The following is a 21,588-nucleotide window of genomic DNA, read 5'->3' as shown; positions in this document are numbered from 1 at the left end:
CATGAAAGATCCTCTATTATCATCATTGATTTACATCAGCCACTACTATGGGCAACCTCATTCAGCGCCTTCTATTGTCAGCGATCTGCCGTTAACCGATGGCAAGTTGACTCCATCGCTGTTTATCCGTGCCGCTGAAAAAGCAGGTTTAGTCGCTAAAGCTTCGCAGCTTCCTCTATTAGACATTTCTCCAATGCTGCTACCTGTCATTGCACTACTAAAAGATGGCAGCAATTGTGTCATTCTGAGCATGGATCGCGAAACCAACGAAGCCGAAATTGTGCTTCCTCAATCAGAAGGCATTGCTCATTCCATCAGCCTTGAAGAATTACAGCAGCAGTACACTGGGCAACTTTTTCTGGTCAAAAAGCGCTTTCGTTATGATGAACGTTCTCCCGAAGTACTTAAAACCCGTGAAGGCCATTGGTTTTGGAGCACATTGTGGGAATCTAAAAATATCTATCGTGATGTATTACTTGCCTCCATTTTGATCAATATTTTTGCTATCGCCACCCCACTGTTTACTCGTTTGGTGTATGACAAAATAGTGCCGAATCTTGCTTTTGAGTCCTTATGGGTATTATCCAGCGGTGTCTTTCTGATCTTTATATTTGATCTCGCTTTAAAGCTAGTTCGTTCTTATTTCATTGATATTGCGGGTAAAAAGTCTGATCTACTGATCTCATCAAAACTGTTCAATCGCGTAGTCGGTGTGCGCATGGAAGCGAAACCTGCATCAGTCGGTGCATTTGCCCGTCACTTGCAAGAGTTTGAATCGATTCGTGAGTTTTTAACCTCTGCAACCGTCGGCGCGCTCATCGATCTGCCGTTTGCCCTACTGTTTTTATTCGTGATTTACCTAATTGCGGGGCCACTTGCCTTAGTTCCTTTAGTGGCGGTCATCATTTTGGCGATATACAGTTTCTTAATCCAAGCGCCACTGAGACGTTCCATTGAAGAAGGCTCCAAATTGTCTTCGCAAAAGCACGCTAATTTAATTGAAAGCCTCCACAAATTAGAAACACTTAAAACGTTCAACGCACAAAGCCAATTTCAATACCGCTGGGAAGAATCTGTCGCCCACATGTCTAACTGGGGTATCAAGACACGCCGCATTACTGATTCAGTTCAAAGCACCGCAGGTTTTTTGCAGCAATTTGTGTCTGTTTCGATGATTATTGCGGGGGTTTATTTAATTGCCGATGGTCAACTCACCATGGGGGGCTTAATCGCCGCAACCATGTTAAGTGGCCGAGCGGTTGGCCCGCTAGTACAACTTTCCATGTTATCGACTCGTTATAACCAAGCAAAATCAGCAATGACGATTATCGAGCAAGTGATGGATATGCCAATGGAGCAAGAACAAGGCAAGCGCTATATCCATCGTCCACAACTGCAAGGCAAAGTACAATTTGATAACGTCAGTTTTCACTACCCAAACAGCAAAACCTACGCGCTAAAAGATATTAATTTCACCATTGAACCGGGTGAGAAAGTCGCGATTATTGGCCGAATTGGCTCTGGCAAATCCAGCATTCAACGCTTGATTATGGGGCTGTATAAAGCAACCGAAGGCTCGGTAAAGCTGGATAACTTAGATATCAACCAATTGCACTACACGGATGTCCGAACCAATATTGGCTGTGTGCCACAAGACTGCGCTCTGTTCTTCGGTTCTATTCGTGAAAATATTACCCTAGGCCGCAGCCACATTACCGATGAGCAAGTGTTAACGGCAGCAGAACGTGCCGGAGTCACTGACTTTACTCAGCATGATGAATCTGGGTTAGATAAGCAGGTAGGAGAAGGTGGCGCAGCGCTGTCTGGCGGACAAAAACAAGCGATTACGATTGCTAGGGCGTGGTTAACTCAGCCGCCAGTATTACTAATGGATGAACCCACCAGCCAAATGGATAACCGCTCTGAAAGCTTGATTAAGCAACAAATCAAAAAACTTTCACCCTCAGAGACATTAATCTTGATTACACACAAAGCTGAGATGCTTGATTTGGTTGATCGATTGATCGTGCTTGATAGAGGCCACCTTGTCGCCGATGGCCCGAAAGATGAAGTATTAAAACGAATCACTGGCGCAAAAACAGCCTAGTGTTTGAAACGTTTATTGAACCACTTCTAATGAATCAGCATCAATCGACGTATTATTCCAATCTTTTTCCACTTCACCGCGAAGGATGATGGTGTTATCTGGTGTCACAGTGCGGCCAAACCAAAGGTCATCATCTATCTCAACTGAAATTTCACCAGTAGCATCTTGGAACATATAATCTTCATCGCCTAAAGACATGGTTAAGTTACCAGTTAGCTCCACTTTAGTATCATCGCTGGCATTAAGAGAGCTAATGACATCACGAATAATACGTTTTGATTGGGTTGGGCCTTGAAAGCCACCTTTGCTTTGCTGGGCCACAGGTGTTCCATCCGCCGTCACAAGATGATTGTCCGCCAGCACTGGTGTGGCGGCAAAACTCAATGCACACACTAATAATAATTTTTTCATTCAATACCCTTACTACAACTGGTTTAAGTGCTTTCGCTCTTTCAATGACACTATCTTGCATCAACAAGCGTGAAGGGAATGTGAAAATTCTTACAAGAAATAGATATTATTCAAAATAAGCGACTACTCAACAACATGCTGAATGTGCTCCATACGGTACTCTTTTGGCGTCTTCTCAAAGGTTTTCTTAAACACAGAGTACATATATTGCAATGAGGGGTAACCGCATAACTCTGCAATTTCAGCAATTGGTAGTTCTGTTGACTGAAGCAGGCTCCCTGCTCGATCTAGCTTAGAATTGTGAATCTCCTGGTGCAGTGAATGACCTCGTTCGTCTTTAAAACGAGTTTCCATATTAGAACGAGATATTCCAACATGATCTAGCACTTGTTCAACCTTAATCCCTTTGCAAGCATGCTGGCGAATAAAGTGCATAGCTTGAATGACAAAAGGATCTTTCAAAGCCTGGTAGTCGGTACTTTGCCTTTGGTAAACCTTAGTTGGCGGCACAAGCACCCGCGCATGCTTAATCACATGGCTTTTCGATGAGTCACTACTTTCTGTCTCTTGCTTTTCTAATAATCTATGCAGCATTCTTGCCGCTTTGTGTCCCATGGATTTACAGCCTTGCCCGACCGAACTTAACGATACGCGGGTTAAATAGCGCGCCAACTCTTCATTATCGATACCAATCACAGAAATACGGTCCGGCACCATGATATTTAAATGATCACAAGCTTGTAATAAATGTCTGGCTCTGGCATCGGTTACCGCAATAATTCCGGTACCAGCAGGCAGCATTTGTAGCCAGTCAGACAAACGGTTCATATCGTATTGCCAGGTCTGCGGTAACGTTTCATTGCCTAAGTAGATGGACGATGGATAACCTTCATTGGCAACGATTTTGTTAAACGCTTTACGCCGCTCATGCGCCCATCCATGAGGAGAAGTATTTGGTAAACCATAGAAAGCAAAACTTTCAATTCCTTTGCTTTTTAAATGCTGGAACGCCATATCAACGATCGCATGATTATCGGTGGCCACATAAGGCACAGCAGGATAATCTTCATCCGATTGATAGGATCCCCCGACCCCCACAACCGGAATATTAGTGTTCGATAATTGAGAAATAACCTCTAAATTATCAAAATCTGCAATAACTCCATCACCCTGCCAATTGTGAAAATTATTCATATTGGTGGTGAAATCTTCCTCAAGAAAAATATCCCAATCACATTGGCTTGCTTGAATATATTCACCAATGCCTTCAATAACCTGCCTGTCGTACACCTTGTTAGCATTAAACAAAAGTGCAATTCGATATTTCTTATCCATAAGGCTCTTTCTTAATTGATCAGTGCACTGAATTATAAATACTTAAAGGGCAGGTTCTGTGATTTAGCTTACGTTCGTGAAATCTATAAAAGAAAGAACCAAAAAACATAATTGTACAAATTTAGATAACCGTTAATGATTAAAATAACATGTTAATCAGAAGGTAAAATTATGTTTATCGGTATCGATTTAGGAACATCTGGCGTTAAAGTTATCTTACTTAACGTTGAAGGGCATATTCTCAACACTCAGCAAGAGTCACTAACCATTTCTCGCCCACAGCCACTTTGGTCGGAGCAAAACCCTGAACACTGGTGGCTAGCGACTCAAACTGCCCTAGATAAAATGAGCCAACAGCAAGACTTATCTGGCGTTAAAGCAATAGGCTTATCTGGCCAAATGCATGGGGCAACTTTGTTAGATCGTAATGGTGACATCATCCGTCCGGCTATTTTATGGAATGATGGCCGTTGTGAAAAACAATGTAAAATACTCGAAGAGATTGTGCCGAATAGCCGTCAGATCACGGGTAATATCATGATGCCCGGCTTTACTGCCCCTAAAATAAAATGGGTACAGGAGCATGAGCCAGAGAACTTTGCTCGTATTGATAAAGTGCTGCTACCAAAAGACTATCTTCGCTACAAACTATGCGGCCAATTTGCTTCTGATATGTCTGATTCGGCAGGAACCATGTGGCTTGATGTTGAAAAGCGCGATTGGGATGACAGCATCCTGGCAGCAACAGGCTTAGATCGTCAGCATATGCCAGATTTATATGAAGGTAATGAGATCACTGGAAAGCTGTACGCTGAACTTGCTAGCCAGTGGGGCATGCCAGCGGTACCGATTGTCGCAGGTGCCGGTGATAACGCCGCTGGAGCGGTGGGTGTCGGTATTACTAAGCCCGGCCAAGCCATGCTTTCTTTAGGTACTTCAGGCGTATACTTTGCCGCAAGTGATGGCTTTATCTCCAATCCAGAATCTGCACTTCATAGTTTTTGTCATGCCCTTCCGAATACTTGGCATACTATGTCGGTCATTCTCAGCGCCGCCTCTTGCCTTGATTGGGTCGCTAAACTGACCAATACCACCGATGTTCCGACTCTACTAAAAAATATTGAGCAACACCCTAACCCAGACTCCGAGGTGATCTTTTTACCTTACTTGTCCGGTGAACGTACCCCGCATAACAACCCGAATGCCAAAGGCGTATTCTTTGGTATGACTCACGAAACAACCAGTGCCGATCTAGGCTTGGCCGTTTTAGAGGGCGTAGGCTTTGCGTTTGCCGATGGCTTTGATGCGCTGCACGTAACGGAGTTCGTACCAGAGGAAGTATGCCTAATTGGTGGTGGTGCTCGCAGTGCTTACTGGCGCCAAATGCTTTCAGATATTACGGGTATGACACTAGTGTTCAGAGAAGGTGGTGATGTTGGCCCAGCTCTTGGTGCTGCTCGTTTAGCCCAGCTTGCTGTCACACCAAATGCTGATATTGACGCTATTTGCCCTGTTCCTGCATTAGTGGAAACCCACCATTCTGATTCTAAGAAGTACCAAACCTACCAAGCCAAGCGTGAGCAATTCCAGCAACTTTATTCTCAACTCAAAGGCTTATTTTAATCAACAATGATTTTAATTCGCAAAAACTTTAACTCACTAAAACATAGGGCTAAGCACAAGGATAAGCTTAGCCCTAACTATTCAGCCCATCGTTAACCTTGATTGTAGTAAGAATGACACAGCAGGCAAACATATAGCGCCAACCGACGGTATATAACCAATCATCATTACCCAATAAAGCAATGCCATAATTGCCAAAATAAACAATTAGCATACCGAAAATAATCGCAAACTGATTGCAAGAAACCAGACTACCTCGCTTGCTAGGTGGCGTAATTTCAACGATATACATTGGAGAAATTATGAAACATAGCAATATAAGTCCAACATTGAGATATAAAGCACAATAAACAAATAGGTGAATTTGATTATTAAATTTCATAATTGAGCAAATATCGATATGCAGCAATGATTAATTCACACCAACACAAACATGGAATGAAAATCATGACTGAATATTTTAAAAATGTAGCGCCAGTTAAGTTTGAAGGTAGTGAAACCACTAATCCTCTCGCTTTCCGTCATTACGACGCAGACAAAATGATTTTAGGCAAATCGATGAAAGAGCATTTACGATTTGCTGCTTGTTACTGGCATAACTTCTGCTGGCAAGGTCACGATATTTTCGGTAATCCAGCCTTTGACCGCCCTTGGCACCAAGCTGGTGATGCAATGGAAATGGCAAAAATGAAAGCTGACGCTGCTTTTGAATTCTTCAGCAAGTTAAACGTGCCTTATTACTGTTTCCACGACGTTGACGTTGCGCCAGAAGGCAACTCTCTAAAAGAATATGTGAACAACTTTGCAGAAATGGTGGATGTTCTAGAGCAAAAACAATCTGAAACGGGCCTTAAACTACTTTGGGGTACGGCTAATGCCTTCTCAAACCCTCGTTATATTGCAGGTGCAGGCACTAACCCTGATCCTAAAGTTTTCGCTTATGCGGCGACTCAAGTATTTAATGCGATGGGCGCAACGAAACGCTTGGGTGGTGAAAACTACGTACTGTGGGGTGGTCGTGAAGGTTACGAAACGCTACTCAATACTGATCTTCGTCAAGAGCGTGATCAACTAGGTCGCTTGATGCAAATGGTGGTTGAGCACAAACACAAGATTGGCTTTAAAGGCACCATTTTAATTGAGCCTAAGCCACAAGAGCCAACTAAGCACCAGTATGACTACGACACAGCGACAGTCTATGGTTTCTTAAAAGACTTCGGCCTTGAAAACGAAATTAAAGTAAACATTGAAGCAAACCACGCAACCCTTGCGGGCCATAGCTTCCAACATGAAGTTGCAACCGCCGCTTCCTTAGGTTTACTTGGTTCCATCGACGCAAACCGTGGTGACCCACAATTAGGTTGGGATACAGACCAATTCCCGAATAGCGTTGAAGAAAATACCCTCGTTATGTATGAAATCCTAAAAGCCGGTGGTTTTACCACTGGTGGCTTTAACTTCGACTCACGCGTACGTCGTCCTTCTATTGATGGTGAAGACCTATTCTACGGTCACATTGGTGGTATGGACACTATGGCGCTATCACTAGAGCGTGCTGCTACGATGATTGAAAACGACCAATTGTCTCAAAACATTGCACAGCGTTACGCGGGTTGGAATGAAGACCTAGGTAAGAAGATCTTGACTGGCGCAATGTCACTTGAAGATGTCGCTAAATATGCAACCGACAACAATATTCAACCTGTTAAACAATCAGGCAAACAAGAATATTTAGAAAACATTGTAAACAGCTACATCTTTAAATAAGCAAACGTAATATATATGGAGTTGTAGAGTCAATCTGCAGCTCTAATTGTTAAGTGTATGTTTAATATACCCAAGCCACCTCAAAATGCAGAATTATAAGCTAGAACGTAAGCCTTTAAGCAGTGAAGATTGTCGAAGGAATATGAACCTTTCAAACCAATATAACTCAGTGTAATAGCATAAGAATATTTGATTTTTTTGAAATAAGGACTACGTATGAAAATTAGTGACGGCAACTGGTTAATCCAAGAAAACTTAAATATTATTTCTCCAGTTTGCACCTTTGAATACCAACAAACCCAAGATGATGAGATTGTTGTTTATGTTTCTCCTATTGATGGCAAGGTAAGAGAAAACCAAATAGGTTCTCCGCTATTTACAATAACCATCAGTGCTCCTATCGAAAATGTTATCGGTGTCCGCTATGAGCATTTCAGAGGTAGAGTGGACAAGTATCCTCGCTTTGCACTTACCAATACTCATACCCGCTTTAATATAACTGATACAGAAGAAGAGTTTATTGCTAAAAATGGCAACTTAGAAATTCGAATTAAGAAAGATTTTTGGGGGATCAGCTTTTACCGAAATGGGATAGAAATAACTAAATCGACCACAAAATCATCAGGTTATGCGACTGATAAACAAGCAAATAAAAATTACTTTTTTGAGCGTCTAGATCTTGGTGTTGGCGAACTTGTATATGGCCTAGGCGAACGGTTTACTGCACTTGTTAAAAATGGCCAACAAGTTGAAACATGGAATAAAGATGGCGGGACTAGTACTGAACAAGCCTATAAAAGCATTCCTTTTTACATGACAAATAAAGGATATGGCGTTTTTGTCGACCATCCTGAAAATGTGTCTTTTGAAGTCGCATCTGAAAAAGTCTCCAAAGTGCAATTCAGTGTTGAGGGGGAGTACCTTAGTTACTACGTGATTGATGGTCCAACAGGTAAAGACGTCCTCAACAATTACACTAAGCTCACTGGCCGCCCAGGCCTCCCTCCAGCTTGGACCTTTGGTTTATGGCTTACAACGTCATTTACCACCAATTATGATGAGGAAACTGTCAATTCGTTTATTGACGGTATGACTGAAAGAGACCTACCTCTTCACGTGTTTCATTTTGATTGTTTTTGGATGAAACCTTATCAATGGTGTGATTTTGAATGGGATGATAAAACATTTCCAGATCCAGAAGGTATGCTTTCTCGATTAAAAGCGAAAGGCTTAAAAATCTGCGTTTGGATTAATTCTTATCTAGGCCAAAAATCGCCACTCTTTACCGAAGCTGCAAATAAAGGCTACTTACTTAAAAACTTAGAAGGTAATGTCTGGCAATGGGATCACTGGCAAGCGGGCATGGGCATTGTTGACTTTACAAACCCTGAAGCATGCAAATGGTATGAATCGCACCTTGAACGCCTGATTGATATGGGTGTTGATAGCTTTAAGACTGACTTTGGTGAGCGAATTCCTACAGACGTAAAATGGTTCAATGGTGCATGCCCTCAAAAAATGCATAACTACTATACATTTTTGTATAACGAACTGGTTTATCGGGTGTTAGAGCGTAAATTAGGTAAAAAGCAAGCCGCTTTATTTGCTCGCTCTGCAACGGTTGGAGGACAGCAATTCCCTGTTCATTGGGGTGGCGACTGTTACGCGACTTATGAATCTATGGCTGAGAGTTTGCGTGGTGGCCTTTCTCTTGGTTTATCCGGTTTTGGTTTCTGGAGCCATGATATCGGTGGTTTTGAAAACACGGCTCCATCCCACCTATACAAGCGTTGGTGTGCATTTGGATTACTTTCAAGTCATAGCCGGTTACATGGTAGTAAATCCTACCGTGTGCCATGGGCTTATGATGATGAGTCGTGTGATGTAGTAAGAAGTTTTACAAAGTTAAAAGCAAACTTAATGCCTTATTTATATTCAATGGCGTATGAAGCCCAAGAAACAGGTACGCCAATGATGCGTGCAATGTGGTTAGAGTTTGAAAATGACTTAACGACTCACACCTTAGACCTTCAATATATGCTTGGTGATAGCTTACTTGTCGCTCCAGTTTTCAGTGAGCAAGGTGATGTTAGTTTTTATGTGCCTAAAGGTAAATGGACACACTTATTAACCGGTGATGTGATTGAAGGTGGCCAGTGGCTACATGAAAAACATGACTTTATGAGTTTGCCTCTGTTAGTTCGCCCAAATTCATTATTGGCACGCAGTGTCGACCAAACTGATGTTGATTATGACTACATCGAATCATCTGAATTTCACTTATATCAGTTATCTAATGAAACGACTACTCAAGCTCGAGTCATTAACCCTGATAATCATACAGAAATAACAGTGACTATTACGCGTAGAGATATGGAACTTGATATTACTGTTGATGGGGAATTATCAGAGTTAACTTTGCATTTACATGGCCTGAAGCCATTTTCTGCCAGTGTTACACATGAAATTTTTGATGACACCGTAAGAATATCATCACTCTCTGGGGCCGATACTCATCGCTTCCTGATCCAAGTCGACGTATAAGGAGATAATACGATGACTACAGTAACCTCACATAAGCAGATTACGGAAAAAATACGTCCAGCAGAGAAGATAGGCTACGGTATGGGTGATGCCGCTAGCCATATCGTATTTGATTCATGTGTTGCAATCTTAGCCTATTTCTATACGGATATTTATGGCCTATCGCCAGCTGTAATGGGGACGATGTTCTTAGCAGTTCGTTTATTGGATGCATTCACCGATCCAATTATGGGAGCTATTGCCGATAATACTATCACTAAGTGGGGGCGCTTCCGCCCTTACCTATTAATAATCAGTATTCCATTTGCGGTTAGTACCATACTTGTCTATACCGTTCCTGATTATGGTGATACTGGTAAAATTATTTTTGCTGTCGCTACCTACATTTTCATGACTTTAATGTATACCGCGATAAATATTCCATATTGCTCATTAGGTGCCGCGATTACGGCCGATCCAAAAGAAAACATGTCATTGCAATCGTACCGCTTTGCTATTGCACCGATTGGTGGCGCTCTAGGTACTGCGGCTATTTTACCTTTAGCAGACTTTTTATCACCCGGAGACCGGGCTGCGGGTATTCAACTTGCGATGACTATATTTGGTGCGATTGGATGCTTAATGTTCTTATTTTGCTTTTTATTCACAAAAGAACGGGTTCAACCATTAAAAGAAGAAAATATTGACATCCTTCGCGATTTGAAAATATTAGTCAAAAATGACCAATGGAGAATCTTAGCCGTCTACAACTTTACTATGCTCGTATCGCTTGTTGTTCGTGCAGGTATGATCTTGTATTACGTTACTTATATCTTAAATAAAGGGGCAGATACCGCTTCTTACTTTTTATTAGGAACAACAATCTTCTCCATGTTAGGTAGCTTAATTGCAAAACCATTCACCGACAGGTTTTGTAAAATACAGTTATCCATATGGAATAATGTCTTACTAGGTTTGTCTGGGCTACTGTTCTTTATTATCCCTGGAGATTACTGGATTGTAGCTCTGGTTTTATACCTATTTTTACAAATGCTACAAGGTGCAAATGGTCCATTACAATGGTCGATGATCACCGATGCTAACAACTACGGCGAATGGAAAACCGGTCGCAGAATAACGGGAATGAACGTTGCTGCTAACATATTTACGATCAAGTTAGGCGTTGCCGTTGGTGGGGCATTAATCGGCTGGGGGCTTGCTTTATTTGGCTTCCAAAGCACTGTCGATGGCCAGCCAGTACAGCAAACTCAAGAAACGCTTGATGGTATATTGATTATATTTACAGTACTACCTGCGATTTTGTACTGTATTACTGGTTTGTATCTAAAGATAAAACATTACGATCTTACTGATGGGAAAGTTAAGAGTATTATTCATGACCTTGAGCATGGACGCTTTTCAAGTGATTCTATGAACCCTCAACCCTTAAAGATTGATCCCGAGGTAGCATTGAAATAGTAATCAAATTTAAGATTACAAACAAACCTAGGGCCAACCCTAGACATCCAACTTAACCCATTGAGTTAATTTATTTAATTGACTCAATGGGTTACTGTTGTTAAATCGCCCTTCACATTCTTTTAAATACAGATAAAAATGCTCTTTTGGAACGCTATCAAACATCTTCAATGAACACGGGTATAAACATATTTGCTAAAGGCATGTACAAAATAGCTAACTCTTAATTTCCATGAGAGCTCTAACATCACTCGGTCCTTCTCATCAGTAGTATTGCTGACAATTGAAAAATAACTGGATGAGAAAACTATGTATAAATATAAATTACCAGTGTTAGAGAAAGTTGGCTTCGGTGCCGGGGACATGGCCGTGAATGTGGTTATTTCCTCTATGATGCTGATCATCACCTTTTTCTACACCGACATCTTTGGTATCAAGCCTTCAGATTTAGCCATGCTGTTTATCGTAGTGCGATTAATTGACGCTGTGACTGATCCATTAATGGGTATGATCACCGATAAATTTACCTCTCGCTGGGGTCGATACCGTCAATACATGCTGTTTTTAGCCATTCCATTTGGCATTTCAGTTTACTTAGCATTCAGCACACCAGATGGCGATTACAACACCAAACTGGTTTACGCTTATGCAACCTATATTTTTGTGACAGTGATGTTTACCGCGGTGACCATCCCTTATATTTCACTTATCAGTGTATTAACGGATGACCCGAAAGAACGTTTGTCGGCTAACGGTTACCGTTTATTCTTCGCCAAAATTGCAGCGTTTTTAGTGACGATTATCGTACCGCAACTTTCTACCGCTTGGGGTCAAGATAACCTACAACTCGGTTACCAATATTCAATGGGTCTAATGGGCTTAATGGGTACGCTGTTATTCCTATTCTGTTTTGCAACAACCAAAGAGCGTATTGAACACGTAGTAGATAAAAAGTCATTCAAAGAACAAGTGAAAATCTTAATGAAGAATGACCAATGGCTGATTTTATGTGCAGTCTGTGTCACCGGCACCATTGGTTATGTTATCCGTGGTTCAGTAGCGGCTTACTACGCAAAATACTACCTAGGTGGTGATGCAACGACCATTTCTGCTTTCTTGGCAACTGGCGTAACTGCGGCGATTCTTGCAATGGTGGCATCAACTTGGATCACTAAGAAGTACTGTAAAATCAAACTATTCCGTTACAGCCAAGTAGCCGTATTCGCATTAAGCGCAATGTTGTACTTATTCGTTGGACAAGGTGACTTTGCTCTCGCTTTCATTTTGTATTTCTTAGTATCCTTTGTGGTTGATTTACATGCTCCAGTCTTCTGGTCGGCGATTGCTGAAGCGGTTGACTACGGCGCATACAAAACCGGTAAACGAGTTTCAGGTCTAGCATTTGGTGGTATATCATTTAGCCAAAAACTAGGTATGGGTATTGCGGGTGCAATTGTTGGTTCGTTATTAACTTTCTTCAACTACGTACCAAATGAAGCTCAATCAGACTTTACTTTAACAGGAATTGCCTTGATGCTGACTATCATTCCTGGCTTCTTCCACTTCCTAATGGGTGCCTTGATGTTCAAATACAAAGTAACAGACAAGTTCTACAACAAGATCACTGCAACCAACATTCTTGAAGTAGAAGAAAACCTAAGCACCGTTAAACCAGACAAAAAACCAGTAACTAATTTCGCGAACTAAGGTAGCAGTATGACTGATTTCGTAAACCCAATTATCGAACAACGCGCGGATCCACATATTTATAAGCACACCGATGGCTATTATTACTTCACCGCATCGGTACCAGAATATGATCGCATTGAGATCCGCCGTGCTAAAACGATTAAAGAATTGAACACCACCAGCGAGTTAATTAACGCTTGGTATAAACCGGATGTTGGCCCATACAGCGATTTAATTTGGGCACCAGAGCTGCACTTTATTGATAACGCTTGGTATGTGTATTTTGCTGCCGCTCCTTCACGTGACATCGTGGATGGTTTGTTCCAGCACCGTATGTATGCAATTTCAAACCGTAACGCTAACCCAATCACCGATGAATGGGTGTTTGAAGGACAAGTTGAAACCGGAATGGATACGTTCTGCTTAGATGCCACCTCATTTAGCCACAAAGGCGTGAATTACTATGTGTGGGCACAAAAGCAAAATGATATTCAAGGTAACTCAAACCTGTACATTGCAGAACTTGAAACGCCAACAACGCTAAAAACGCCACCACAATTACTCACCATCCCTGAGTTTGAGTGGGAACAAATTGGTTTTTGGGTCAACGAAGGACCATCGGTCATTCACCGTCATGGCAAGTTCTGGATGACTTATTCCGCCAGTGCAACCGATGAAAACTACTGCATGGGTCTGCTCTACGCAGATGAAGATAGCAACCTACTCGACCCTGCAAGCTGGCATAAAACTGAGCAGCCAGTATTTAGAACCAACTGGGATAAGAAAATCTACGGCCCCGGACATAACAGCTTTACCGTTGATGAAGAAGGCCACGATTTATTGGTGTATCACGCGCGTGATTATACCGAGATTGAAGGTGACCCATTATGGGATCCAAACCGTCATACTCGGATTAAACGCCTAGAGTGGGATAATGGCTTCCCTATCTTTGGTGATGCTATTTAACTTTCATAAGGTACTTGAGCGATCACACACTCAAGTACCTTTTCTCATTTAAAAAGGAGCCGTTATGCTCGCAACCCTTTCTTCTCCAGAAACATTGTTCTCTCCAGACGCATTACAAGAGTCACTAGAAGCGGGTCTCTTTTCCGATGGTCAACCCGCTCGCGTTCACACCTTAAAAAACAAACAAGGCATGACGGTTAGCTTTATGGATATTGGTGCCACTTGGGTAAGTTGCCAAGTGCCAACATCAGAAGGCAAACGTGAAGTACTGCTCGGTATGAAAAAGCTCGAAGACTACCAGTCTCATTCTGCTTTCTTAGGCGCGACGATTGGCCGTTTTGCTAACCGTATCGCGAAAGGGAAATTCAGCCTTAACGGGCAAGATTACCACATCACAATCAATAACAACGACAACAGCCTACACGGTGGTATCGATGGCTTTGATAAACGACGTTGGTCAGTTAAAGAACACAGTGAATCCCACATTACCTACAACCTGACTTCACCTGATGGCGACCAAGGTTTTCCAGGTAGTCTAACCGTTGAAGTGGCCTACACACTAACTGAAAATAATCAGCTCTGCATTGAATATTCAGCATTGTGCGATCAAGATTGCCCTATCAACTTGACCAATCATGCTTACTTTAATTTAGACGGTGCAGAATCAGGTAAAACCATTCTTGACCATGAACTCATGCTATTGACTAACGAGTATCTACCTACTGATGAGCAGCTTATTCCAACCGGCGAACTGCGCCCAGTTGATGGTACCAGCTTTGACTTTAAAACCGCTCGACCAATTCGCGATCGCCTACTAGAAGATGACGACCAAAAACTCGCTAAAGGTTATGATCACGCTTTAACTTTACCGAGTGAACTGACCGATGGCATCAGCCCCATCGCGCAACTGACGAGTTCAGATAAGTTGGTTACTATGTCAGTATTTACCGATAAGCCTGCGATCCAATTCTATAGTGGTAACTTCTTAGGTGGCACCCCCTCTCGTCAAGGTGAGTATAACGACTACCAAGGCATCGCACTTGAAACTCAGTTCTTACCCGATTGCCCAAACCACCCAGAATGGCCGGAAGAAAACAAAAGGTTTATTGCGAAAAAAACCTTCTACCAATACCAAACCAGCTACCAATTTGAGGCGCAATAATGACAACAGCCTTAGAGAAAATGCGGGCCGGCGAGCGCTATGATATTAATGACGCTGATTTAATTGAAATACGCGATACCACCCGCGATTTGACTGCAATCTACAATCAAACGCCTCGCCGTGAACGGGGTAAGCAACGTGAATTAATTGAGAAGATTTTTGCTAAAGTCGGCGACAATGTACACATTGAAAAAGCGATGAACATTGATTACGGCATCAATACTTATATGGGTAGCAATGTCTTTATCAACTTTAACTTCACGATTCTCGATTGCGCTCCGCTCACCATTGGAAGCAATGTGTTTATCGGGCCAAATGTGCAGCTGTATACCGCTCATCACCCGCTTGAAATTGAAGCGCGTAATCAGCACATTGGTTTTGCAGAGCCAATAACCATCGGCAATGACGTGTGGATTGGTGGCGGCTGTATCGTGATGCCCGGTGTAACCATCGGCGATGGCGCAGTGATTGGCGCAGGCAGTGTAGTGACCAAAGATATTCCTGCCAATTCAGTAGCCTTTGGTAATCCTTGCAAACCACATAAAAAAGCTTAGTTATATCCCCCTAAAAACCAAAGGTTGAATGATATTGTCGTTCAGCCTTTGCTTCCTTCACAAAATCAAACGCTTTTGACTCTAAGCACAACTTGCTTATCTATCACTATTACTATTACTCGATAGTAGTCTGATCAACAAGTAGAGAGTTCTCGCTCACAATTTTCTAGTAAATAAAAAATTTCAACATAAATAAACCTGCCCATGGAAGTATTCATTATTTATATGGACAAAACCGCTATAAAGATAACTTTGTGTACAATATATAAAACCATAAATTTCATAGCACATACACTGAAGATTCATTCGGAATATTAATAATTAAAGGACTTGAGTTATGAATAATACAAAAAAGATCATACTAGCGACACTAACTTGTATTCCACTCCTTGGCACCTCGGTTATGGCACAAGAGTTAGATATTGTAAATATCCCTAAAATTGGGGGGATGCCTTGGTTTAACAGGATGGGAGATGGAGTAAAAGAAGCAGGAAAAGAATATAACTTAAATGCATATCAAGTCGGCCCTTCTAGCACTGATGCTACTGCGCAAGTAAAAATTATCGAAGACTTAATTGCAAAAAAAGTAGATGCAATCACTATCGTGCCAAATGATGCTGAAGTACTTGAGCCTGTATTCCAGAAAGCTCGTAAGGCCGGCATTGCAATTGTGACCAATGAATCTCCTGGTCAACCAAGTGCGAATTGGGAAGTATCGATTATCGATGACAAGCAGTTTGCACAAGATTATTTAGATAAAGTCGCGGAGTTTATGGATGGTAAAGGCGGTTATGTCATCTATGTTGGAAGTTTAACTGTCCCTCAACATAATCTATGGGCTGATTACTTTGTTCAATACCAAAAAGAACAATATCCCGATATGTATGAAGTCACGACTCGTATGCCTGTAGCGGAGAACATTGATGATTCTCGACGCACAACTCTAGATCTAATGCGTGCTAATAAAGATCTTAAAGCTGTGATCTCATTTGGCTCACAAGGTCCTATTGGTGCTGGGCGAGCAGTTCAAGATCGCCGAGCTAAAAAAAGTGTAGGGGTATTTGGAATGATGATTCCTTCACAAGCAGCATCACTTATTCGTAATGGAAACATCACCATGGGTATTACCTATGATCCTGCATCTGGAGGATATGCAACGACTAAAGTAGCAGCCGATGTCATTAATGGTGTCGATATAGAACAAGGATACACTCTTAAAGGTTTCGGGGAAGCTGAAGTAAAAAAAGAAGAAAAGTTAATTAAATTCCATAAAGTATTATTTGTCACCAAAGACAATATTGACCAACTTTATTAAAAGTACTACATAAAAATAGCCTCGGGAGGCTCTCGAGGCTAAGTTTAAAATAATAAAGGACGTAATATGGAACCTTACTTGACACTTACAAGTATAAATAAAAACTTTAATGGGTTTTACGCCCTAAAGGATATTAACTTCGACATAAAACCTGGAGAAGTTCATTGTATTGCTGGACAAAATGGTTGTGGGAAGTCAACTCTAATAAAAATAATATCAGGGGTACATCAGCCTGACTCTGGAGGCGTGATTGAAATTGAAAATACTAAATTCAGCTCACTTACTCCGATAAAGTCTGTTCAAAAAGGTATTCAAGTTATTTATCAAGATCTTTCTCTATTTCCCAACCTAACCGTTGCAGAAAATATCATGATTAATATCTATCACAATACTAAGCTACGTAATTCAAAAGATATGGAGATACGAGCAAAAAAAGTTCTTGATAGTATGGATTCAGAAATCTCAGTCAATACATTAGTCAGCGAGTTAACCGTCTCTAAATGTCAACTAATAGCGATCGCTCGTGCTATTGCAGAAAATGCCAAGCTAATAATTATGGATGAACCAACCGCATCCTTAACTCACAATGAAGTTAAGCACCTTTTATCTAATGTGAAAAAGTTAAAACAAAAAGGAATAGCTATAATTTTTGTCAGCCATAAACTCGATGAAGTAATGGAAATATCAGATCGATTTACGATCCTAAAGGATGGTGAATATATAGGAACATATAATTCAGAAGATATGACAACACAGCGCTTAGGCGAATTAATGACAGGGCAAAACATTTCATTTACACCCATTGCGACTCCTTTTACTGATGAGATTGTTTTAGAATGTAAAAACCTTTCTAAGTTGAATCAATTTGAAAATATAAACCTGACTCTACATCGAGGAGAAGTTTTAGCTGTTACAGGATTATTAGGTTCAGGTCGAACCGAACTATGCCTATCTATTTTTGGCTTAAATCCTGCTGATTCAGGGGATATTTATCTTGAAGGAAAACAAGTCAAATTTAAAAGTAATAGAGATGCAATTGAAGCAGGTATCGGCTATGTATCAGAAGATAGAATGGGGACAGGTTTAGTAATGGAACAACCTATTTCTGACAATATACTTAGCAGTCAATTTAAGAAGTTCCAACCTGCACTAGGTTTGTTCCAACAATCAAAAGCTTTAAAATTAGTTGATCAACTAATAAAGCAATTAAAAATCAAAGTAGGTAGTCCATACCATGCGGTAAGTACCTTATCAGGAGGAAATGCTCAACGTGTATCCATTGCAAAGTGGTTAGCTATCAAACCAAAAGTTCTTATTCTTGATTCTCCAACTGTAGGCGTTGACATAGCTAATAAATCAGGAATTTATAATGTTATTAAAGAGTTATCATCCATGGGGGTATCTCTAATAGTTGTTACAGACGAAATAGAAGAAGCTTATAATAATAGCCACTCCATTACCGTAATATCCAATGGAAAGATTAAACAAAAAATTCAGACTAAAGATACATCACCAGAGTACTTATCGGAGGTGGTTAATGCCTAACATTCGGATACAAAAGTTAATAAAAAAGAATGAGTTCATTTTATTTTCAACTATTATTATTATTTGCATTTTAATTTCATCAATGACTCAAGAGTTCCTTACTATTGGCAATATTTATGATTTGTTAAATAATTACTCAATGTTAACTATTTTAGCTTGCGGTTTGTTTATTGTTTTAATCTCGGGGGGCATTGATATTTCTTTTCCCGCGACAACCATAATCAGCCAATACATCATGGTACTGGCAATTAATGAAATAACAAGTAATTTCTTTATTGCATTTTTTATCTCAGGTTCAATCGGACTATGCTTAGGTGTAATTAATGCTCTATTAGTTAATCGATTAAAAGTTCCATCTATAATTATTACAATTTCAACTCTTAATGTTTTCTATGGGTTATTACTTTTTTTATCCAAAGGTGAATGGTTATATAAATATCCGATGTGGTTTGAAGAAGGAGTAACCTTATTCTCCTTTACCGCGGCTGATGACTATGATTATGGCTTAACTCTACCAATGATAATAATGATTTTAGTTGTATCTCTAACTTCATTCATAATGAACAAAACCAGTATTGGTCGACAAACATTTGCCGTAGGTGGAAACTCTGAAGCGGCATCTAGAGTTGGTTTCAGTATCTTAAAAGTGCAGATTTTTGCTTATGGTTACCTAGGACTATTAGCTGGATTAGCTGGAGTAGTTCAGTCTTATACCATTTTGACTGTTGCGCCTGACTCCTTACTTGGATATGAGCTAACCGTTCTCGCTGCAGTTGTATTAGGTGGTACAAGTATCATTGGAGGAAAAGGGACCTTGCTCGGAACCATTCTTGGCGTCGTGCTTATAGCTCTCATTCAAAATGGTTTAAATTTACTCGGTGTATCTTCTTACTGGCACACCCTAATTACAGGTAGTGTTATTTTAGTGAGTATCAGTATGACCGCTTGGAGACAGAAAAAGACAGGAGACACCCATGGCTTCACAACAGTCTAAAACAAATTTAGAAAAATACTTATTCGTACTCTTAGTGCCTATGTGTATATTTTTTACACTATCCATCCCAAACCTTTTTTGGTCATTGAATAATTTTTTATCTATATCTTCCCAAATACCTTTACTGGGCTTTCTAACTTTCGCGATGGCTATAACAATGCTAACTGGTGGCATAAACCTTTCTATAATACCCATAACTAATGCTTCAGCTTTAGTTATGGGCCTCATCGCAGTAAATCTTCCTGATTCTATTATATATTTACCAATCGTATTGCTAGGCGGTTTATCTGTCGGTTTACTCACAGGGGCTTTAAATGGTTCCTTAATTGCTAAGGTAAGAGTATCTCCTATTCTTGCAACACTAGGGACTATGACATTTATTAATGGGCTTAATGTACTAATATCTGGTGGAAAGGCTGTTTCTAACTTTCCAGATTATATCCTCAACATTGAAAAAATTAGTATATTAGGCATACCATTTCCAATGGTTCTATTTTTAATCGTTGCTATCTTTTTAGGGCTTATTCTAGAAAAAACATCTTTTGGAAAATCTATATATATGGTTGGTTCCAATGAGAAAGCAGCTTATTATTCAGGTATTAATACGAATAGAATCCTCATTTTAACTTATATTTTATCTTCATTTTTATGTGTATTAGCCGCATTGATTATGATGTCAAAGTTCAATTCTGCAAAATCCTCATATGGTGAATCATTTTTACTTGTTACTATCCTAGCTTCTGTATTAGGAGGCTTAAATCCTGATGGTGGATTTGGAAAAATAATTGGAGTAGTCATAGCTTTACTGCTACTTCAAGCTATGGAAAGTGGTTTCAATATGATTGGCATAAATAGCTTTTTAACTATGGCCTTTTGGGGAGGTACACTTATTACTTTTATTTATCTAAGAAACCAGGATGAAAAGATATCACGATATTTAAAAAAGTTAATTCCTGAAAAACCTCAAAATAAGCAGCTTCATAAATAACTAAAAAATTAGCCATCAACCCCAAATGTTTGGTGGCTTTATCAGCTTTCAGGTATATTGCTGCCTTGCACCCCCCTATTCTGAAAGGACATAGAATGGATCCAATATCCCAAGGCGTACTAGGTGCGGCTGCCGCGCTACTGGTATCAAACAAACAATATCGGAGACATGCAGCGAAAGTCGGCTGTGTGGCGGGTTTAGCACCAGATTTAGATGTGCTTATCAAATCGAGCAGTGATCCATTGTTGGCACTAGAGTTTCATCGCCAATTTACCCATTCACTGTTCTTCATTCCATTTGGTGGTTTGATTATTGCGCTACTGCTTTGGGCTATCGTCTACCGCCAAATTCCCTTTAAACAAACCCTTTTGTTTGCCACCATTGGTTATGCGACTCATGGATTACTCGACGCCTTAACCACCTACGGTACTCAACTACTTTGGCCGTTTTCGAACCAACGTATTGCATGGGATGTAATTGGTATTATCGACCCACTAGTGACCATTCCCTTGCTTATCGCAATCATCGTCACCTGTATCACCAAATCAAAAAAATGGATGATCGTAGGCGCAAGTTTCTTTGCTTTCTATATCAGTTTTGGCGCACTACAACATCATAGAGCACTAGCAGCAACAAAGCAGATTACCCATCAGAATATGCACTCCGCCACTCGTATCAAAGCGATGCCTACCATAGGAAACTTATTAGTCTGGCGCACAATTTACCAAGCTAACGACCGCTATTACGTGAATGCCATTCGAGTTTCACTACTAGGTAAAACAACCGTCTACCCCGGTCAATCCATTGCAACACTCGACATTGGCAAAAGCTATTCCGCTATCGATAGTCATTCCATTCAATTTCAAGACATTGCTCGATTTAGTTGGTTTAGTGATGGCTGGCTCGTAGTCGATAAAGATAATCCATTGATGATCGGGGATATTCGCTATGCGACGCAAGTTAATGGAATCGAGCCTCTATGGGGAATAAAGCTCAACCTACAGCAACCAAACCAACATATTCAGTATCAAAGCAACACAGGAAACGGTAAGAGAGAGTTACTGCCTCTCGATATGATGTTTGATTGAATATTCTATCTGTTGATAGCTAGATGATTTTTACAGTGTAAA

The 21,588-nt window shown here is 40.6% G+C and carries 17 protein-coding genes and 1 pseudogene; 14 read left to right on the top strand and 4 right to left on the bottom strand.

The window, feature by feature from the left end:
• Position 1 precedes the first annotated feature (1 nt).
• Complete coding sequence (locus K358_RS0104205; RefSeq protein WP_027695643.1) at positions 2-2,107, top strand: type I secretion system permease/ATPase; 2,106 nt, start codon at positions 2-4, stop codon at positions 2,105-2,107.
• 12 nt (positions 2,108-2,119) lie between these two features.
• Here K358_RS0104205 and K358_RS0104200 read toward each other — a convergent pair whose 3' ends face one another.
• Together K358_RS0104200 and K358_RS0104195 are read right to left on the bottom strand one after the other, a co-directional pair.
• Positions 2,120-2,518, bottom strand: a complete 399-nt coding sequence (locus K358_RS0104200; RefSeq protein WP_027695642.1) for a YgiW/YdeI family stress tolerance OB fold protein — start codon at positions 2,516-2,518, stop codon at positions 2,120-2,122.
• 123 nt (positions 2,519-2,641) lie between these two features.
• Positions 2,642-3,853, bottom strand: a complete 1,212-nt coding sequence (locus K358_RS0104195) for a XylR family transcriptional regulator (protein WP_027695641.1) — start codon at positions 3,851-3,853, stop codon at positions 2,642-2,644.
• A 171-nt stretch (positions 3,854-4,024) separates the two neighbouring features.
• On the opposite strand from K358_RS0104195, the gene xylB reads away from it, so the two are divergent.
• Positions 4,025-5,476, top strand: a complete 1,452-nt coding sequence (gene xylB, locus K358_RS0104190) for a xylulokinase (RefSeq protein WP_027695640.1) — start codon at positions 4,025-4,027, stop codon at positions 5,474-5,476.
• A 73-nt stretch (positions 5,477-5,549) separates the two neighbouring features.
• Here the strand turns inward: xylB and K358_RS0104185 are convergent, their stop codons facing one another.
• A complete protein-coding gene (locus K358_RS0104185) occupies positions 5,550-5,858 on the bottom strand; it encodes an MFS transporter (protein ID WP_083962742.1) in 309 nt (102 codons plus the stop codon).
• Positions 5,859-5,923: 65 nt separating this feature from the next.
• Here K358_RS0104185 and xylA point away from each other — a divergent pair, with 65 nt between their 5' ends.
• From xylA to K358_RS0104170, 3 genes are all read left to right on the top strand, one after another.
• Positions 5,924-7,243 carry a xylose isomerase gene (xylA, locus tag K358_RS0104180; RefSeq protein WP_038149668.1) on the top strand — a complete coding sequence of 440 codons (1,320 nt, stop codon included), beginning with the start codon at positions 5,924-5,926 and terminating at the stop codon, positions 7,241-7,243.
• Between the two features lie 216 nt (positions 7,244-7,459).
• The gene (gene yicI, locus K358_RS18040; protein ID WP_051241170.1) at positions 7,460-9,787 is read left to right on the top strand and encodes an alpha-xylosidase; all 2,328 of its coding nucleotides are present in this window, start codon (positions 7,460-7,462) and stop codon (positions 9,785-9,787) included.
• 12 nt (positions 9,788-9,799) lie between these two features.
• The gene (locus K358_RS0104170; RefSeq protein ID WP_038149666.1) at positions 9,800-11,245 is read left to right on the top strand and encodes a glycoside-pentoside-hexuronide (GPH):cation symporter; all 1,446 of its coding nucleotides are present in this window, start codon (positions 9,800-9,802) and stop codon (positions 11,243-11,245) included.
• 39 nt (positions 11,246-11,284) lie between these two features.
• On the opposite strand, the pseudogene K358_RS19335 reads toward K358_RS0104170, so the two are convergent.
• Positions 11,285-11,416, bottom strand: a pseudogene (locus tag K358_RS19335) (IS1595 family transposase); the annotation flags it as partial.
• 138 nt (positions 11,417-11,554) lie between these two features.
• On the opposite strand from K358_RS19335, the gene K358_RS0104165 reads away from it, so the two are divergent.
• The 9 genes from K358_RS0104165 to K358_RS0104125 all read left to right on the top strand — a co-directional run bounded on the left by K358_RS0104165 (position 11,555) and on the right by K358_RS0104125 (position 21,546).
• Complete coding sequence (locus tag K358_RS0104165; protein ID WP_027695636.1) at positions 11,555-12,952, top strand: MFS transporter; 1,398 nt, start codon at positions 11,555-11,557, stop codon at positions 12,950-12,952.
• Positions 12,953-12,961: 9 nt separating this feature from the next.
• Complete coding sequence (locus tag K358_RS0104160) at positions 12,962-13,900, top strand: glycoside hydrolase family 43 protein (RefSeq protein WP_027695635.1); 939 nt, start codon at positions 12,962-12,964, stop codon at positions 13,898-13,900.
• A gap of 64 nt (positions 13,901-13,964) precedes the next feature.
• Positions 13,965-15,062, top strand: a complete 1,098-nt coding sequence (gene galM, locus K358_RS0104155; RefSeq protein WP_038149665.1) for a galactose-1-epimerase — start codon at positions 13,965-13,967, stop codon at positions 15,060-15,062.
• Positions 15,062-15,616: a sugar O-acetyltransferase gene (locus tag K358_RS0104150; RefSeq protein WP_211232230.1), complete on the top strand. Its 555-nt coding sequence runs from the start codon at positions 15,062-15,064 to the stop codon at positions 15,614-15,616. The genes galM and K358_RS0104150 overlap by 1 nt, the downstream gene beginning before the upstream one ends.
• Positions 15,617-15,953: 337 nt before the next feature.
• Positions 15,954-16,931: a substrate-binding domain-containing protein gene (locus tag K358_RS0104145; RefSeq protein ID WP_027695632.1), complete on the top strand. Its 978-nt coding sequence runs from the start codon at positions 15,954-15,956 to the stop codon at positions 16,929-16,931.
• A gap of 66 nt (positions 16,932-16,997) precedes the next feature.
• Positions 16,998-18,476, top strand: coding sequence for a sugar ABC transporter ATP-binding protein (locus tag K358_RS0104140; RefSeq protein WP_027695631.1), 1,479 nt, complete (start codon positions 16,998-17,000; stop codon positions 18,474-18,476).
• Positions 18,469-19,470 carry an ABC transporter permease gene (locus K358_RS0104135; RefSeq protein ID WP_156888681.1) on the top strand — a complete coding sequence of 334 codons (1,002 nt, stop codon included), beginning with the start codon at positions 18,469-18,471 and terminating at the stop codon, positions 19,468-19,470. Before K358_RS0104140 ends, K358_RS0104135 begins: the two co-directional genes overlap by 8 nt.
• A complete protein-coding gene (locus K358_RS0104130; RefSeq protein ID WP_027695629.1) occupies positions 19,451-20,458 on the top strand; it encodes an ABC transporter permease in 1,008 nt (335 codons plus the stop codon). Before K358_RS0104135 ends, K358_RS0104130 begins: the two co-directional genes overlap by 20 nt.
• Positions 20,459-20,553: 95 nt before the next feature.
• Positions 20,554-21,546 carry a metal-dependent hydrolase gene (locus K358_RS0104125; RefSeq protein WP_027695628.1) on the top strand — a complete coding sequence of 331 codons (993 nt, stop codon included), beginning with the start codon at positions 20,554-20,556 and terminating at the stop codon, positions 21,544-21,546.
• Positions 21,547-21,588: the final 42 nt, after the last annotated feature.

Origin of the sequence: Vibrio litoralis DSM 17657, assembly GCF_000426765.1 — a bacterium.
GTDB lineage: Bacteria > Pseudomonadota > Gammaproteobacteria > Enterobacterales > Vibrionaceae > Vibrio > Vibrio litoralis.
Note: the sequence above shows the minus strand (reverse complement) of the source record. Positions and strands in the feature narration are given on the sequence as shown.

Bases quoted from the DNA above. Each gene is read 5' to 3' on its own strand.
- K358_RS0104200 (WP_027695642.1), bottom strand. From the start codon at position 2,518: ATGAAAAAATTATTATTAGTGTGTGCATTGAGTTTTGCCGCCACACCA.
- galM (WP_038149665.1), top strand. From the start codon at position 13,965: ATGCTCGCAACCCTTTCTTCTCCAGAAACATTGTTCTCTCCAGACGCA.
- K358_RS0104205 (WP_027695643.1), top strand. From the start codon at position 2: ATGAAAGATCCTCTATTATCATCATTGATTTACATCAGCCACTACTAT.
- xylA (WP_038149668.1), top strand. From the start codon at position 5,924: ATGACTGAATATTTTAAAAATGTAGCGCCAGTTAAGTTTGAAGGTAGT.
- yicI (WP_051241170.1), top strand. From the start codon at position 7,460: ATGAAAATTAGTGACGGCAACTGGTTAATCCAAGAAAACTTAAATATT.
- K358_RS0104125 (WP_027695628.1), top strand. From the start codon at position 20,554: ATGGATCCAATATCCCAAGGCGTACTAGGTGCGGCTGCCGCGCTACTG.
- K358_RS0104160 (WP_027695635.1), top strand. From the start codon at position 12,962: ATGACTGATTTCGTAAACCCAATTATCGAACAACGCGCGGATCCACAT.
- K358_RS0104170 (WP_038149666.1), top strand. From the start codon at position 9,800: ATGACTACAGTAACCTCACATAAGCAGATTACGGAAAAAATACGTCCA.
- xylB (WP_027695640.1), top strand. From the start codon at position 4,025: ATGTTTATCGGTATCGATTTAGGAACATCTGGCGTTAAAGTTATCTTA.
- K358_RS0104145 (WP_027695632.1), top strand. From the start codon at position 15,954: ATGAATAATACAAAAAAGATCATACTAGCGACACTAACTTGTATTCCA.
- K358_RS0104135 (WP_156888681.1), top strand. From the start codon at position 18,469: ATGCCTAACATTCGGATACAAAAGTTAATAAAAAAGAATGAGTTCATT.
- K358_RS0104195 (WP_027695641.1), bottom strand. From the start codon at position 3,853: ATGGATAAGAAATATCGAATTGCACTTTTGTTTAATGCTAACAAGGTG.
- K358_RS0104150 (WP_211232230.1), top strand. From the start codon at position 15,062: ATGACAACAGCCTTAGAGAAAATGCGGGCCGGCGAGCGCTATGATATT.
- K358_RS0104140 (WP_027695631.1), top strand. From the start codon at position 16,998: ATGGAACCTTACTTGACACTTACAAGTATAAATAAAAACTTTAATGGG.
- K358_RS0104165 (WP_027695636.1), top strand. From the start codon at position 11,555: ATGTATAAATATAAATTACCAGTGTTAGAGAAAGTTGGCTTCGGTGCC.
- K358_RS0104130 (WP_027695629.1), top strand. From the start codon at position 19,451: ATGGCTTCACAACAGTCTAAAACAAATTTAGAAAAATACTTATTCGTA.
- K358_RS0104185 (WP_083962742.1), bottom strand. From the start codon at position 5,858: ATGAAATTTAATAATCAAATTCACCTATTTGTTTATTGTGCTTTATAT.